The 16405-nt window shown below is 65.6% G+C and carries 9 protein-coding genes; all 9 read right to left on the bottom strand.

Annotated features, from left to right (window positions below; all coding sequences use genetic code 11):
* Positions 1 to 9: 9 nt before the first annotated feature.
* Positions 10 to 1431, bottom strand: coding sequence for an efflux transporter outer membrane subunit (locus O3297_RS12740; protein ID WP_305048865.1), 1422 nt, complete (start codon positions 1429 to 1431; stop codon positions 10 to 12).
* Complete coding sequence (locus O3297_RS12745; RefSeq protein WP_305048866.1) at positions 1428 to 4682, bottom strand: efflux RND transporter permease subunit; 3255 nt, start codon at positions 4680 to 4682, stop codon at positions 1428 to 1430. The genes O3297_RS12740 and O3297_RS12745 overlap by 4 nt, the downstream gene beginning before the upstream one ends.
* Positions 4679 to 7798, bottom strand: a complete 3120-nt coding sequence (locus O3297_RS12750) for an efflux RND transporter permease subunit (RefSeq protein WP_305048867.1) — start codon at positions 7796 to 7798, stop codon at positions 4679 to 4681. Before O3297_RS12750 ends, O3297_RS12745 begins: the two co-directional genes overlap by 4 nt.
* Positions 7795 to 9165: an efflux RND transporter periplasmic adaptor subunit gene (locus tag O3297_RS12755; protein ID WP_305048868.1), complete on the bottom strand. Its 1371-nt coding sequence runs from the start codon at positions 9163 to 9165 to the stop codon at positions 7795 to 7797. Before O3297_RS12755 ends, O3297_RS12750 begins: the two co-directional genes overlap by 4 nt.
* Positions 9166 to 9573: 408 nt before the next feature.
* The gene (locus O3297_RS12760; RefSeq protein WP_305048869.1) at positions 9574 to 10113 is read right to left on the bottom strand and encodes a GNAT family N-acetyltransferase; all 540 of its coding nucleotides are present in this window, start codon (positions 10111 to 10113) and stop codon (positions 9574 to 9576) included.
* Positions 10114 to 10309: 196 nt separating this feature from the next.
* Positions 10310 to 12184, bottom strand: a complete 1875-nt coding sequence (gene sppA / locus O3297_RS12765) for a signal peptide peptidase SppA (protein ID WP_305048870.1) — start codon at positions 12182 to 12184, stop codon at positions 10310 to 10312.
* Positions 12185 to 12259: 75 nt separating this feature from the next.
* Complete coding sequence (locus O3297_RS12770) at positions 12260 to 13738, bottom strand: sodium:solute symporter (protein WP_305048871.1); 1479 nt, start codon at positions 13736 to 13738, stop codon at positions 12260 to 12262.
* Positions 13739 to 13807: 69 nt separating this feature from the next.
* A complete protein-coding gene (locus O3297_RS12775; RefSeq protein WP_305048872.1) occupies positions 13808 to 15025 on the bottom strand; it encodes a YeeE/YedE family protein in 1218 nt (405 codons plus the stop codon).
* Positions 15026 to 15118: 93 nt separating this feature from the next.
* Positions 15119 to 16330, bottom strand: coding sequence for an MFS transporter (locus O3297_RS12780; RefSeq protein ID WP_305048873.1), 1212 nt, complete (start codon positions 16328 to 16330; stop codon positions 15119 to 15121).
* Positions 16331 to 16405: the final 75 nt, after the last annotated feature.

Raw genomic sequence — 16405 nt, forward strand, 5'->3', positions numbered from 1 at the left:
TCCCGCCCTCTACTGCGCCTGCGGCACATGCCAGCCGCCGCCCAGCGACTGGATCAGGGCCACGGCCGTCGTCTGGCGGTCCGCCTGCGCCTGCACCAGCGAACGGCGCGCCGACAGGGCCGTCACCTGCGCCGTCACCACCTCCGTATAGCCGACCTGGCCCGCGTTGTAGCGGTTCAGCATCTGCTGCTCGACCTGGTCGGCCGCCGATGACGCCTGCTGGCGCAAGGCCAGCTGCTCGGCCAGCGCGCGCGTGGCCGACAACTGGTCTTCCACGGCGCCAAAGGCGGACAGCACTGTCTGGCGGTAGCGCGCCACGGCCGCTTCATGCCCCGCCTTGGCCGCGTCCACGCTGGCCGTCGTGGCGCCCGCGTTGAACAGGGTTTGCGCGGCCGACACACCCAGCGACCACAGGCTCGACGATGCATTGAACAGGTCGCCCACCTTGCTGGCGCCGGAACCGTAGGAACCCGTCAGGTTCAGGCTCGGGTAATACGCGGAACGGGCGATGCCGATCTGCTCGTTGGCCACGGCCACCCTGCGCTCGGCGGCGGCGATGTCGGGACGGCGCTGCAGCAGGGTCGATGGCACGCCCAGCGGCACGTCCGGCACGGTCAGGGTCCACGGCGCCACGGCCAGGCTGAAGTCGGATGGCGCGCGGCCCAGCAGGATGGCGATCGCGTGTTCGAGCTGGGCGCGCGCGCGCGTCTGGCTGGACAGATCGATCTGCGCATTGGCCAGCTGCGTCTGCGCCTGCAGCAGGTCGGACTTGGCGGCGATGCCGGAATTGAAGCGGTTGCCGGTAATCTCGAGCACGCGCTTGTAGCCGTCGATCGTGGAATTGAGCAGCGCGATCTGCGCATCGCTCTGGCGCAGCGAAAAATAATTGGTGGCCAGCTCGCCCTGCGCCGACAGGCGGGCGGCGGCCAGGTCCGCCGCGCTGGCCGCGGCACTGGCGTCCGCCCCCGATACGCCCGCGCGCAGGCGGCCCCAGATATCCGGTTCCCACGAGGCGCCGATGGCGGCCTTGAAGTTGTTGTTCGTCTGCTGCTCGCCCCCGCCGCCGGAGCGGGCGCCGCTGCCCGTCAGGTTCACGGTGGGGAATAGCGAGGCGCGCTGTTCGCGCACCAGCGCGCGCGCCTGCTCGTAGGAGGCGATGGCGGCCGCCACGTTCTGGTTCGATACTTCAATGCTGTCGGCCAGCTGGTTCAGCTGCGCATCGCCGAACAGGGTCCACCACGGACCCCGTTCCAGCGTGTCGGCCGGCACGGCCGGCTGCCAGCCGGCCGCCTCCTTGAACGTTTGCGGCGCGGCGGCCGTCGGCGTTTCATACGCGGGACTGACGGCGCAGCCGGCCAGCAGAACGGCAGCGGCCAGCGCCAGCAGGTGGCGCGCGGGAACGGCGGATGGAATAGGTTTTACTTGCTTCATGATTGTGTGCTCGGGTTATCTGGCCCAGGAATGCGGCTCAATTGCTGCTCGTCGGCGCTGCGCGTGCGCAGCTTGTCGAGCAGGATGTAGACCACCGGGGTGGTCAGCAATGTGAGTAACTGGCTGGCAATCAGGCCGCCGATGATGGCGACCCCCAAGGGCTGGCGTAGCTCTGACCCCTCGCCGAAACCGATCGCCAGCGGCAAGGCGCCAAGCGCCGCCGCCAGGGTGGTCATCAGAATGGGGCGGAAACGCAGCAAACATGCCTCGCGCACCGCCTCCACAGCTGTCAGTCCGCGCGAACGCTCGGCCTCCAGCGCGAAGTCGATGATCAATATAGCATTTTTCTTGACGATACCGATCAACAAAAACACGCCGATCAGGGCGATGATGGAAAACTCCATGCGGAACATCAGCAATGCCAGCACGGCGCCCACCCCTGCCGACGGCAAGGTAGACAGCACGGTGATCGGGTGGATCAGGCTTTCGTACAGGATGCCCAGCACGATATAGATCACCACGATGGCGGCCAGGATCAGCAGCGGCTGCTCCTTGTTGCTGTCCTGCGCGCTCTTCGCCGAGCCCTGGAAGCTGCCGCGCACATTCACGGGCATGCCGATTTCCGACTCCGCCTGGGCCACGGCAGCCTGCCCGTCGCTGAGCGGATAGCCGTCGGCCAGGTTGAACGACACGGTGGTGGCCAGTTCCCCTCCCTGGTGGTTGATGGACGTCGCCGTCGAGCTTTCGGCAAAGCTGCTGAACGACGACAGGGGCACCATGCGCGCCAGGGTCGTGGACAGGGCCGAGCCGCTGGACGGGTCGCGCGCCGCCGTCGTGTTGGACGCCGTCGCGGCAACGCTGGTGGTGGCCGTGGCGGCGCTGGCGGCCGTCGTGCCGGTGGCGGCGACGGCAGCCGCATTCGACGCCGGCACGTACACGGAGCGCAGCGCTTCCGGGCTTTGCGCATAGCGGGGAGCCACTTCCATGATCACGTGGTACTGGTTGAGCTCATCGTAGATGGTCGCCACCTGGCGCTGGCCGAAGCTGTTGTACAGCGCATTGTCGATATCCTTGACTTGCACGCCCAGCTGCGTGGCGCGGTCCTTGTCGATGCTGACAAAGGTTTCCACGCCGTTTTCCGCCTGGTCCGTGTCCACGTCGATCAGGGCCGGCTGCATCTTCATCTGGTCGGCCAGCCTGGCCGCCCATTTCTTCAAGTCCGCCTGGTTGTCGCTGATCAGGGTGTACTGGTAGGTCGAATTGCTGGAACGCCCGCCCATGCGCAAATCCTGCACGGGGTTGAGGAACAGCGAGATGCCCGTCACCTTGGCCAGCTGCGGACGCAGGCGCGCGATCACGGCCTGGCCCTTGTCCGTGCGCTGCGACGCGGGTTTCAGGTCGATGAACATGAAGCCGCCCCCTGCCCTGCCGCCGCCCGTAAACCCCACGACGGTGGCGACGGCCGGATCGTCCTTGATGATGTCGACCAGCTGGCGCAATTTAGCCTGCATGGCCTGGAACGAGATGCTCTGGTCGGCGCGCATGCCGCCGTTGATCTGGCCCGTATCCTGCTGCGGGAAGAAGCCCTTGGGCGCGGCCGCGAACAGGTACACGTTCAAGCCGACGACGAACACGAGGATGGTCATCACGAGAGCGGCGCTGGACAGGGCCCAGTCCAGGCAATGCTCGTACACTTTCAGCATGCGCTCGAAGCCGCGTTCGAACCAGCGCGCGACAAGGCCGGGTGGCTTGTGCTGCTCGCCGCTTTTCAGCAGCCAGGCGCACATCATCGGCGTGGTCGTCAGCGAAATGACCAGCGAAATCATCACGGCGGCCGACAGGGTCACGGCAAATTCGCGGAACAAACGCCCCACCTGACCGCCCATGAACAGCAGCGGGATGAAGACGGCTACCAGCGACAGGCTGATCGACAGCACCGTAAAGCCCACTTCGCGCGCGCCCAGCAGGGCCGCCTTGAAGCGGTCCATGCCCGCCTCGATGTGGCGCTGCGTGTTTTCCAGCACCACGATGGCATCGTCGACAACAAAACCCGTGGCCACCGTGAGCGCCATCAGGGACAGATTATTCAGGGAAAAGCCCAGCATGTACATCACGCCGAAGGTGCCCAGCAAGGAGACGATGGTGGCCACGGCCGGGATGATGGTGGCGCGCACGCTGCGCAAAAAGGCGCTGACCACCAGCACGACCAGCACGATGGAGAGGATCAGGGTGAACTCGATCTCGTGCAGCGAGGAGCGGATGGAGTTGGTGCTGTCGGACGCCACCTGCAGCTTGATGTCGCCCGGCAGTTGCGCCTGCAGTTGCGGCAGCAGCGCGCGCACGCCGTCCACCGTGGCGATGACGTTGGCGCCCGGCTGGCGCGTGATCAGCACGATGACGGCCGGGTCGCCGTTGAACAGACCCAGGGTATTGTTGTTCTCCACGCCGTCGACCACTTCGGCCACGTCGTCGAGGCGGATGGCGGCGCCGTCGCGCCAGGCCACCACCAGGCTGCGGTAATCGGCGGCGCTGCGCCCGCCCGAAGCCGTCGTCGCGCCCGAATAGATCTGCAGGCTGCGCTCGTCGCCGGAAATCGCCCCTTTCGGGCGGTTGGCGTTGCTGGCCTGGATGGCCGCGCGCACGTCTTCCATCGACACGGCATAGTGATTGAGCTGGTACGGCAGCAGTTCCACGCGCACGGCCGGCAGCGAGCCGCCGCCCAGTTCCACGTCGCCCACGCCTTTGACTTGCGCCACCTTCTGCTGCACCAGGTTCGACACGGCATCGTAGATCTGGCCCGGCGTGCGCGTTTTCGACGTCAGCGCCAGGATGATCACGGGCGCGTCGGACGGATTGGCCTTGCGGTAGGTCGGGTTGCTGCGCAAGGTGGCCGGCAAGTCCACGCGCGAGGCGGCAATCGCGGCCTGCACTTCGCGCGCGGCCGAATCGATCTTGCGGTTCAAGTCAAACTGCAGGTTGATGCGCGCCGAGCCCGTGCCCGACGACGACGTCATCTCGTTCACGCCCGAGATCACGCCCAGGCGCCGTTCCAGCGGCGTGGCCACCGACGTGGCCATGGTGGCGGGACTGGCGCCGGGCAGGCTGGCGCTGACGGAAATGGTCGGATAATCGACCTGCGGCAGCGGCGAGACGGGAAGCACGAAGAAGGCGCCGATACCCGCCAGCGCGATGCCGATGGTCAGCAGCACGGTGGCGATGGGGCGCTTGACGAACGGTTCGGACAGGTTCACGCGGCGCTCCCCGCGTTATCGCCCGGCTTGTCCAGGCTCACGCCACGTGTCTTTGAAGCGAAACGCTGGCCCAGGCGGTCGAAGCCCAGGTAGATGACGGGCGTGGTAAACAGGGTCAGCACCTGGCTGACGATCAGGCCACCGAAGATGGCCAGGCCCAGCGGGCGGCGCAACTCGGCGCCCTCGCCCCAGCCCAGCATCAGCGGTACAGCCGCGAACAGCGCCGCCAGGGTCGTCATCAGGATGGGGCGGAAGCGCAGCAGCGCCGCCTGGTGGATGGCTTCCTGCGGGCTCTTGCCCTCGTCGCGCTCGGCCTCGATGGCGAAGTCGATCATCATGATGGCGTTCTTCTTGACGATGCCGATCAGGAGGATGATGCCGATGATGCCGATCACGCCCAGGTCCTGCCCGGAGAGCATCAGCGCCAGCAAGGCGCCCACGCCGGCCGACGGCAAGGTCGACAGGATCGTCAGCGGGTGGATGTAGCTTTCGTACAGCACGCCCAGCACGATGTACACGCAGACGACGGCGGCCAGAATCAGCCACAGCTGGTTCGACAGCGAGTTTTCATACGCGCCGGCCGCGCCGAGGAAGGTCAGGGTCACCGATGGCGGCAAGGCGATATCCTTTGCGGCCTGGCGGATGGCGTCGACGGCACTGCCCAGCGCCACGCCCTGCGTCGTATCGAAGCCGAGTGTCGTGGCCGGGTATTGCGCCACGTGCGTGATTTGCAGCGGCGCCTGTTTTTCGCTGACGCTGGCAAACGCGGACAGCGGCGTCGACTTGCCGGAACCCGTGCGCACCTGCAGGTCCGACAGGTCGGACGGCGTGGTGACGATGCCCGGCTGCGCTTCGAGGATCACGCGGTACTGGTTGGTTTCCGTGAAAATCGTCGAGATGATGCGCTGGCCGAAGGCGTTGTACAGCGCGTCGTCGACGGTAGCCGTGGTGACGGACATGCGCGCGGCGCTGTCGCGGTCAATCCCCACGGTGACGGCGGCGCCCGTGGCGCCCGCATCCGTGACGACATTGCGCAGCTGCGATTTTTCGCGCATGCGCGCGGCCAGCTTGCCGGCCCACTCGGTGACGGTGGCCGTGTCGGCCCCTTCGAGTGACACGCGGTACTGCGTCGGGCCCGATTCCGCATCGATGGTGAGATCCTGCGTCGGCTGCAGATACAGGGTCACGCCGGCCACCTTGGCCACGCGGTTGCGCAGGCGCTCCATGATGTCATCCTGGTTGCCGCTGCGCGGACGCTTCAGATTGATCAGCATGCTGCCCGTATGCAGCATGGTGTTGTTGGCCGCATCCACGCCCACCAGGGAACTCAGGGTATCGACAGCGGGATCTTCCAGCAGCGCGCTGGCGGCAGCCTGCTGCAAGGCAGCCATGCGCTCGTACGAGACGGCTTGCGAAGTTTCGATGCGCGCCTTCAGCTGCCCCGTGTCCTGCGTGGGGAACAGGCCTTTCGGGATGGTGATATACAGGACGACGGTCAGCAGCAAGGTGGCCAGGGCCACCAGCAGGGTCAAGCCCTGGCGTTTCAGCACCCACACGAGCGCATGGTCGTACTGCACGATGACGCGGTCGAGGAAGGCCTGGATGCGCTGGCCCGTGGCGCTGACCTTTTCATCGGCGCGGCTTTTCAGCCAGCGCGCCGACATCATCGGCACCAGCGTGAGCGAGACCACGACGGAAATCAGGATCGTGATGGCCAGCGTCATGGCAAATTCGCGGAACAAGCGGCCCACCACGTCGCCCATGAACAGCAGGGGAATCAGCACGGCGATCAGCGAGACCGTCAGCGAGATGATGGTAAAGCCAATCTGCGACGCGCCCTTCAGGGCCGCGGCCATCGGCGTTTCGCCCTCTTCGATGTAGCGGGCGATGTTTTCGATCATGACGATGGCGTCATCGACGACAAAGCCCGTGGCGATGGTCAGCGCCATCAGCGACAGGTTGTTCAGGCTGTAGCCGAGCAGATACATGACGCCGCAGGCGCCGATCAGCGAGATCGGCACGGACAGGCTGGCGATCACCGTGGCGCGCATGCTGTGCAGGAAGGCGAAGATCACCAGCACCACCAGCAGCACGGACAACAGCAGTTCCATTTCCACGTGTTCGACGGAAGCGCGGATGCCCGTCGTGCGGTCGCTCAGCACATCGAGCTTCATGGCCGCCGGCAGGCTGGCCTGCAAGTCCGGCAGCAGGGCCTTGATGGCGTCGACCGTCTTGATGACGTTGGCGCCGGGCTGGCGCTGCACGTTCAGGATGATGGCCGGCTGCTTGCCGGACCAGGCGCCCAGGCGCGTGTTTTCCGCACTGTCGACGACATTCGCCACGTCGGACAGGCGCACGGGTGCGCCATTTTTATAGGTGATGATCAGGCGCTTGTAGTCTTCCGCCGTGACCAGCTGGTCGTTGGCGTTGATGGTAAACGAGCGCGTGGGGCCGTCGAAACTGCCCTTGGCGCTGTTGACGTTGGCCGCCGCGATGGCCGTGCGCAGGCTGTCGAGGCCCAGGCCGTACGAGGCCAGCAATTTGGTGTCGCCCTGGATGCGCACGGCCGGACGCTGGCCGCCCGACAGTGAAACGAGGCCCACGCCATTGACCTGGCTGATCTTCAGCGCCAGGCGCGTGTTGACGATGTTCTGCACCTGCGTCAGCGGCATCGTGTCGGAGGTAATCGCCAGGGTCAGCACGGGCGCGTCGGCCGGGTTGATCTTGGCGTACACGGGCGGCGCCGGCAAGTCGGTGGGCAGCAGCGAGCCGCCCGCGTTGATGGCCGCCTGCACTTCCTGCTCCGCCACGTCCAGCGTCTGGCCCAGGGTGAATTGCAGGGTGATGATGGAGACGCCGGCCGCGCTGGTGGAACTCATGCGCTGCAAGCCCGACATCTGCCCGAACTGGCGCTCCAGCGGCGCCGTCACGGTCTGCCCCATGACTTCGGGACTGGCGCCCGGGTACAGGGTCTGCACCTGGATGGTGGGGAAGTCCACCTGCGGCAAGGCGGCCAGCGGCAGGAACTTGAAGCCGACCAGCCCCGCCAGCACGATGGCCAGCATCAGCAGCGCCGTGGCGACGGGGCGCTGGATGAATGGCGTCGATGGACTCATTGCGCTGCGCCCTTCGCGGGGGTTGCAGCCGGTGCACTGGCCGGCGCGGATGCCAAGGCCGATGCGCTGGCCGCGCCGTCAGCGTGCTGGCGGCGGTGGCGGCGTTCGCCGTTGGCGGTTCCCGCGCCCCCTGCGCCGCCCATGGCAGGCTTGTCGCCCGCCAGGGTGACTTTCGCGCCTTCCTTCAGGCGGTCGGCGCCTTCCGTGATGACTTGTTCTCCCGCTTCCAGGCCGGCGCGGATTTCCACCATGTCGGTGGTGGCCTGGCCGCGCGTGACCATGCGCACGGTGACGGTTTTATCCGCTTTCAGCACGTAGACGAAGTCGCCGTTATTGCTGTGACGCAGGGCCGTCACGGGTACCAGCACGGCGCCCGTGATATTGCCCAGCTCCAGGCGCACGTTGACGAACTGGCTGGGGAACAGGGCCATCTTGTCATTCGTGTAGCGGGCCTTGGCGCGCACGGTGCCCGTCTGTACGTCGACCTGGTTGTCCAGCGCGCTCAAGCTGCCCTTGTCCAGGGTATGCGTGCGCGTGCGGTCCAGCGCCAGCGCCGCCAGGGCCGAACCCGAATTCAGGCGTTCCTGGATGGTCTGCACCTTATCCTGCGGCACGGAGAATTCCACGTCGATGGGCGAGAGCTGCGTCACCACCACCACGCCGCCCGTATCGCCGGTGCTCACCAGGTTGCCGATGTCGACCACCTTCAGGCCCGCGCGTCCGCTGATCGGCGACACCACCTTGGTGTAGCCCAGGTTCAGCCGCGCCGTGCCTTCGGCCGCGCGGTCCGTCATGACGGTGCCTTCCAGCTGTTTCACCAGGGCGGCCTGCGTGTCGACGTCCTGGCGCGCGATGGAATCCTGGCCCAGCAGGGTTTGATAGCGCTTCAGGGTCAGGCGCGCGTTTTCCAATTGCGCTTCATCGCGCTGGCGCTGTCCCGTGGCTTGCATCAGCGCCATCTCGAACTGGGCCGGGTCGATCTGCGCCACCACCTGGCCCGCCTTGACCATGCCGCCTTCCTTGAATTTCAATTCCTTCAGGATGCCCGACACTTGCGGGCGCACCGTCACGGTGGAGGCGGCCGTCACGGTGCCCAGCGCATCGAGCACCACGGGCAGGTCGGACTTGACGGCCGTGGCCACGCCCACGGTGGTCGAAGGGCCGCCGCGGCGCCCGCCCGGGCCGCCTGGCCCGCCGGCACCGCCAGGACCGCCCATGCCGGGGCCGCCCTGGGCGCTGGTGCCGGAGTGGGTCAGGTACCAGGCACCGCCCCCCAGCGCAGCCATCACGGCCAGCGCGATGACCGTGCCGACGATTTTCGAACGGCGGCTGCGCCGCGGGGTATTGGGTGTTGTCTGCGAATCCATCGCTTATCCTTGTAGTGGCCGCTGGCACGGCGAGTCTGTGGCGCCGGCCGAGGTGGGACACACTCAGGCCGGACGACCGTTTTTCGGGGTTGTTTCGGTACAAAGCCGGGGGAATCAAGAGCTGAAAATCAGCTGAAAAAACATCGTTCCCTAGCGTGAAACGACTCTAGCATAGTCATGTAACTGTTTCATTTCTACTTGAAACAATTACACACAGCCTGGCAGGCATGGGAGGATCAGGCGGGCCGGCAGGCATGCCGCCCCTGTGGGGGAACGGTGGAAAAATCAGGCTTGCGGGGCGTCGCGCCCCGGCGCCAGCGGTGCGCGGGCGACTCGCATGCAGATACAAACTCGCTACAAATCTCCCGCCAGCCGGCTTGACCTGGCGCCGCGCGGGGACGTTTGCGCTTACAACGTCATGCCGAGGATGACATCCTGATAGTCGGTGCGACCCACGCGGAAGGTGCGCCGGCCCACCTGCGCAAAGCCGCAGCGCATATAGAACGCCAGCGCATCGTGGTTTTCCGCGTACACGCCCAGCAGCACCCGCCCTGCCCCGCTGGCGCGCGCTTGGCTCAGCGCCGCCTGCATCAGGCGCTGGCCCACGCGCTGGCCCTGGAAGCGGTGCAGCAGGTAGATGCGCTTGATTTCCAGGTCGTCCGGCCGCGGGTCGGCCACCGGCAAGCCGGCGGGGCTGAGCACCAGGTAGCCGACGGGCGCCCCGCCAGGCGTGGCCTCGGCCAGCCACAAGTGCATGGCCGGCAGCGCCAGCCAGTCGCGGTACAGCTGCGCGTCGTGCTGGCGCTGGCAATGGGCGATGACGTCGGCGCCATCGAGGATGCCCGCGAAGGCTTCCAGGAAGGTGGCCTGCCCCACCAGCGCCAGCGCCTGTTCATCACCCTTCACGCACGGCCGGATGGTGACTGCCGTGTCAATTTCTCCGCTCATGTCGCTTGCCATGCCTTGCTCCTGATGTGAAACAAGCCAGGCAAAGCCGGCTTGAGTATGTCATCTATATTGCCGTGTAACGCCTGACAAAATCGTAGCGAGCGAAGATGAGTTGTGACCGAGAAGCGGAGCTGTGCTTGAGCACAGTGAGCATCGCAGGCCGCAAATCATCGAGCGCAGTAGATTTGGTCAGGTGTTACTTGCTGCCGAGTGGCACTTCGCACAGGCAGTGCGTGAGGGCCATGAACGGTTTGTGCTCGCGCGTGATGCCCGACAGCCAGCTCAGCTCCTGCGCCATGCCCAGCGCCGCATCGGCCGGCAAGCCGGTCGTGGCCAGGCCCAGTTTCACGTGCTCGCCCAGCCCCAGCGAGGCCATGGCCTTGGAGCCGAACATGCCGATCAGGCGGTCCACGTTCGACGTTTCCTGCTCCAGGTACGTCACGCGGTAGTCGGCGCCCAGGTTGGCGCGCTTGGCCGCCGAGGCCAGCGCATCGCCATAGCTGCCGATGCGGTCGACCAGGTTGCGCTCCTTGGCCTGCAAGCCCGTCCAGACGCGGCCCTGCGCCACTTCATCGATCTTTTCCGGCGTCGTCTTGCGCGCCTTGGCGGCCAGGTTCAGGAAGTCGCCATACACGTGGTTGATCGAACCCTGGATCACTTGCGCAAAGCGGGGGTCGAGCGGACGCAACGGGTTGCCCGCGTCGGCCAGCCAGGTGGTCGGCGAGCCGGCCGTGTGGATGCCCAGCTTTTCCACCACCTTGTCGGCCGTCGGCAGAATCGCGAAGACGCCGATGGAACCCGTGATGGTGGCCGCGTCGGCGATCACTTCATCGGACGAGGTGCTGATCCAGTAGCCGCCCGAAGCGGCCACGTTGCCCATCGAGACGACCACCGGCTTGCCGGCGGCGCGCGTCAGTTCCAGCTCGCGGCGGATCAATTCCGAGCCGAAGGCGCTGCCGCCCGGCGAATCGACGCGCAGCACGACGGCCTTGATCGATTTGTCTTCGCGTGCCTGACGGATCAAGCGCGAGGTGGACAGGCCGCCGATGGAACCCGGTGCCGCGATGCCGTCGCCGATTTCACCGGAGGCGATGACCACGCCGACAGCGTCGCCGATATGCACGGGGCGCAGGCGCGCCAGGTAATCGGCATAGTTCACCTGGCGGAAATTCGTGCCTTCCGTGTTCTTGGCGCCGCGCGCCATCATGAACTGGCGCAGTTCATCGCGCGTTTTCAGGCCGTCGACCAGCTTGGCGTCCAGCGACAGCTTGCCCAGGTCGCCGCTGGCGGCCGTCATCAGCGCTGGCAGCGCATCGATCGATTGCATGATGGCGCCGGCCGGCAGCTTGCGCGCCTTTTCCACGTCCGTCGTATAGGTGGTCCACAGGCCGTTGTTCAGGTAACGGTCCGCTTCGGCCGCCGCTTCGGACGGGCCGTTGGCGATGAAAGGCTCTGCCGCGCTTTTATACGTGCCCACTTTCAGCAGGTTCACCGTCACGCCCACTTTGTCGAGCGCGTCGCGGTAATAATTGCGGTAGCGGCCAAAGCCTTCCAGCATGACGCCGCCCATCGGGTGCAGGAATACCTCGTCGGCCTTGGCCGCCACCAGGTACTGGCGCTGGTTGTAGCTCGAACCCCAGGCCGTGACTTTCTTGCCCGTGGCGCGGAAGCGTTCCACGCCGGCCGCCACTTCGCGCAGCGAAGCGAGGCCGCCGCCCTGCAACTCGTCGAGCAGGATCACCATGGAGCCGATGTTCTTGTCCTTGGCCGCCGTGTCGAGCACCGCCAGCACGTCGCGCAGCTGCACGTTTTTCTTGACTTCGCCGCTGACATTGGCCAGCACGGCCTCGCGCACGCCGCCCGGGGTTTCTTCGACCAGCGGGCCTTGCAAGTCCAGCACCAGGGTGGTCTTTTCCGCCAGGGGCTTGGCGCCGCCGCCAAAGATGGCGATCAGGATGGCGATGACGATCAGCAGGAAAATCAGGTTGATGACCGCGCGGCGGGTGGCGTCCAGCGCGCGCCAGAATGCGCCAAAGCCGCGGCGCAGCGGCGGGAAGGGGTTGAGTGACATTGATGCTCCGTGAGGTTATGTACCTAAAGGAAATCAATATAGCTGAAAATGGCCGCGATCGTCTTGGGATTCGTCTTATTTTGACAAGTATTGCGCGCCTTGGGCGCCCTGCCCTGGCGGCGTGGAAATGAGGAACAGGCCGCCCAGCACGAGGGAACCATTCAGTATCAGCAATTCCAGGCCGATGCGGTAATGCTCGAACAGCAGCGCCTGTTCCCCTTCGATCAGCGCGCACAGCAGCGGCCCGGCCACGGCCACCAAAGGCACCCAGCGGTCGCGCACGCCACGCCGGCTCAGCAGGCCGAAAGCGAACAAGCCCAGCAGCGGACCATAGGTATAACTGGCCAGCTTCAGAATCACGACTATCATGCTGGGATCATCGAGCCATTTGAAGGCCATGATCAGGATCAAAAACAGTGCGGCAAACCCCAGGTGCACGCGGCGGCGCCAGCGCATCTGCGCCGCCGGGCTCAAATCCCGCCTGCGCTGCACGCCGAGGATGTCGATGCAGAAAGTGGACGTCAGCGCCGTCAACGCCCCGTCCACGCTGGGAAACAGGGCGGAAATGAGGGCGATGAAGAAAATCAGCTGCACCACGGCGGGGAAATGCCCGAGTACCACGGCGGGAAACAGTTTATCCCCTGTCGCGGTGACACCCGCCAGCGGCGCAAACAGGTGCAGCAAGCCGCCGAGGAAGAGGAACAGCAGCAGCACGCCGGTCAGCACCACGGTCAGGCTGAGCATGTTCTTTTGCGAATCGCGCAAGGTCCGTACGGAAATGTTCTTTTGCATCATCTCCTGGTCCATGCCCGTCATGGCGATGGTGATGAACATGCCGGCGAGAATGTGTTTCCAGACATAGGCGGGACTGTCCGGGTCGGTGGTGAAGATGCGCGTGAGGCCTTGCGCGCGCATGCGCTCGAGGCTGTCGACGAGCGACAGGTCCATCTCGCGCAGCAGGAACACGCTGCAAATCACGAGGCCCGCCAGCATGCACGCCGTTTGCAGGGTATCGGTCCAGACGATGGTCTTGACGCCCCCTTCATACGTGTACAGCAGGATCAGCAGCAGCACGACGCACGACGTCAGCCAGAATGGCACGCCCAGGCTATCAAGAATGGTCGCTTGCAGGATATTGACCACCAGATACAGCCGCGCCGTGGCGCCCAGCAGCCGCGACAGGATGAAAAACGCCGCCCCGCTCTGGTAGGAACGCCGCCCCAGGCGCAGTTCCAGGTAGCGGTAAATCGACGTGAGCTGCAGCCGGTAGTACAACGGCAGCAAGATGAAGGTGATGGTCAGATAGCCCAGCACATAGCCGATCATCAGCTGGATATAGCCGAAACCGTTGCTCCCCACGGCGCCAGGCACGCTGATGAAGGTCACGCCCGTAAGCGTCGTGCCCACCATGCCGAAGGCCACCAGCATCCAGTTGCTGTCCTTGTTGCCGATGAAAAAACTGTCGTTGGTGGCATGGCGCGACGTGCGCCATGCCACGCCCAGCAGGATCAGGAAATACGCGAGGACGACGGCAAACAGGATGAGGGGGGACATGGGCGATGCGCTGGCGACAAAGGGGAACAGGGGCAGAAATATACAGCAAAGCCCCTGATTACGCCGGCGTCAGCAGCCGGTCGGTTTCACTCTCTCCACTTCCAGGCCGAACCACGGACGCAAGCGCGTGCCGATGACGTTGCCGAGAAAGGCGCAGACCAGCCACAGCCAGCCGTGCAGGCTGCCCGAGACGATGCCGCTGAAATACGCGCCGATATTGCAGCCATAGGCCAGGCGCGCGCCGTAGCCGAGCAGCAAGCCACCGACGACGGCGGCGATCAGCGAGCGGCGCGGGATGCGCCATACGGGCGCATAGCGGCCGGCCAGGGCGGCTGCCAGCATGGCGCCCAGCACGATACCGATATCCATCACGGAAGTCTTGTCTTGCGTCAACGGAGCGGCCAGGGCGGCGGCATTCGCCTTGGTCGACCAGTAAGCCCAGCTGGCCGTGTCGATGCCGACCACGGATGCGGCCTTGGCACCCCACAGGGCGAACGCGGACGTCACGCCCCACGGCTTGCCCGACAGCGCCAGGGTGGCGAAGTTCAGCACGACGAGCGCAACGGCGCCCGTCACCAGCGGCCAGGGGCCATACAGCCAGGGTGATGCCTGTGCCGGGCGCAGGGGCGTGGCGACGAGCTTGCCATGGCGGCGCTTTTCCACCAGCACCGTGATGCCGGCGATCAGCGCGAAGACGATCCAGTTCAGTGCCAGCGCGGGCGCCAGGCCCAGGGTCGTGACGAGGGAAATCGGCTGGAGCTGCGGCAGCGCCGTCCAGAACGGCATGTGCGCCGTGCCGATCACGGAGCCGACGATGAAGGCGGCCAGGGTGATGAGCATGCGCGTGCTGCCGCCCCCCACCGTGTACAGGGTGCCGGACGCGCAACCGCCGCCCAGCTGCATGCCGATGCCGAAGATGAAGGCGCCAAAGATCACCGAGGTGCCGGCGGGAGAAACGAGGCCCGCGACGGGCGTGCCGAACAGGGTCCCGGCCGACAGCGCGGGGAAGAACAGCGCCACGCCCACGGCCAGCATCAGCATTTGCGCGCGCAAGCCGTCGCCGCGGCCATCGGCGATGAAGACGCGCCAGGCGGACGTAAAACCGAAGGCCGCGTGATACAGGGTGATGCCGAGCAAGGCACCCACCACATACAGCGCGGCCTGCTTGATGCCGACCGTTTGCGCCAGGTACCACGCGCCGAGCAGGATGAGCACAAGCGCAACGCCCAGCGGTTTCGGATTGATGGCGGCGCGCAAGCGCAGGGGTGACGTTGCTGTATCGGACATGGGGAGAATGGGCCAGAGGAAGGTAAGCCCTATTCTCGCCCGTTTTGATGTTTTCTGCCAGAAACTTACTGTACAGGCCGGGCCGCCAGAAATTTAATGCCCCACCGCATGGATCGACTTTTCACCGCCAGCACGCACGGGGATGGGATAGCGCCGATCCATCCGGCCGCTCAAGGCCGTCAAGCCGAACGCGCCCAGCACGACGAGGGCACCGATCCAGCCCGTGTGCACGAGACCCAGGTGTTCGACGATCAAGCCGCCGCCCCAGGCGCCGCCGGCGATGCCCAGGTTGAAGGCGGCGATATTCAGGCCCGAAGCCACGTCGACGGCGCGGGGCGTGAAGTGCTCGGCTTGCTGCACGACATACACTTGCAGGCCAGCCACATTACCGAAGGCCACGGCGCCCCATAGCAGCACGGTGATGACGACGAGCACGGGATGCGGCGCCGTGAAGGTCAACAGCAGCAAGACGGCCGCCAGCAGTAAAAAGATCAGTTTCAGGGCACTGACAGGGCCTGTCCTGTCGGCCAGCTTGCCGCCCCAGATATTGCCGAACGCCACGGACACGCCATACACGAGCATCACCACGCCCACGGCGCCCGCGCTGAAACCCGATACTTGCTGCAAAATCGGCGCCAAGTAGGTAAAGGCGATGAAGGAGCCGCCATAACCGACGGCCGTCATGGCATACACCAACAGCAGGCGCGGCTGGCCCAATACCTGCACTTGCTGCAGCAAGGACGCCGGTTTGCTGTGGGCGATATTCGATGGCACGTACAGCAGGCTGCCGATGAACGCCACGAGGCCCAGGGCCGAGACGGCGAGGAAGGTTTCGCGCCAGCCGAAATGCTGGCCGATGAAGGTGCCCAGCGGCACGCCCGTCACCAGGGCCACGGTCAGGCCCGTAAACATGATGGCAATCGCGCTGGCCGCCTTGTCCTTCGGTACCAGGGACGTGGCGATGGTCGAGCCGATGGAAAAGAACACGCCATGCGCCAGCCCCGTCAGGATGCGGGCGATGACGAGGGTTTCGTAGCCGGGCGATTTCCACGCCAGCAAGTTACCCAGGGTGAACAAGACCATAAGGGACAGCAGCAAGGTCTTGCGCGGGATCTTGCCCGTCAGGGCCGTCAGCACGGGCGCGCCGACGGCGACGCCCAGCGCATACAGGCTGACCAGCAAGCCGGCCGATGGCAGGTTGACGCCCAGGTCCGCGGCGATGGTGGGCAACAGCCCGACGATGACAAACTCGGTGGTTCCGATGGCAAATGCGCTGAGGGTCAGCGCGAGCAAGGCAATGGGCATGGCAAACTCCGATAAATGATGTTGGCATGCAGTATCGGGGTTTTCTTTGTTTCGAAAAATACCTCATCAGGCAGA

The sequence above is a fragment of the Janthinobacterium sp. SUN128 genome (assembly GCF_030587275.1).
Lineage (GTDB): Bacteria > Pseudomonadota > Gammaproteobacteria > Burkholderiales > Burkholderiaceae_D > Janthinobacterium > Janthinobacterium lividum.

Bases quoted from the DNA above. Each gene is read 5' to 3' on its own strand.
- O3297_RS12775 (WP_305048872.1), bottom strand. From the start codon at position 15,025: ATGTCCGATACAGCAACGTCACCCCTGCGCTTGCGCGCCGCCATCAAT.
- sppA (WP_305048870.1), bottom strand. From the start codon at position 12,184: ATGTCACTCAACCCCTTCCCGCCGCTGCGCCGCGGCTTTGGCGCATTC.
- O3297_RS12755 (WP_305048868.1), bottom strand. From the start codon at position 9,165: ATGGATTCGCAGACAACACCCAATACCCCGCGGCGCAGCCGCCGTTCG.
- O3297_RS12750 (WP_305048867.1), bottom strand. From the start codon at position 7,798: ATGAGTCCATCGACGCCATTCATCCAGCGCCCCGTCGCCACGGCGCTG.
- O3297_RS12740 (WP_305048865.1), bottom strand. From the start codon at position 1,431: ATGAAGCAAGTAAAACCTATTCCATCCGCCGTTCCCGCGCGCCACCTG.
- O3297_RS12770 (WP_305048871.1), bottom strand. From the start codon at position 13,738: ATGTCCCCCCTCATCCTGTTTGCCGTCGTCCTCGCGTATTTCCTGATC.
- O3297_RS12760 (WP_305048869.1), bottom strand. From the start codon at position 10,113: ATGAGCGGAGAAATTGACACGGCAGTCACCATCCGGCCGTGCGTGAAG.
- O3297_RS12780 (WP_305048873.1), bottom strand. From the start codon at position 16,330: ATGCCCATTGCCTTGCTCGCGCTGACCCTCAGCGCATTTGCCATCGGA.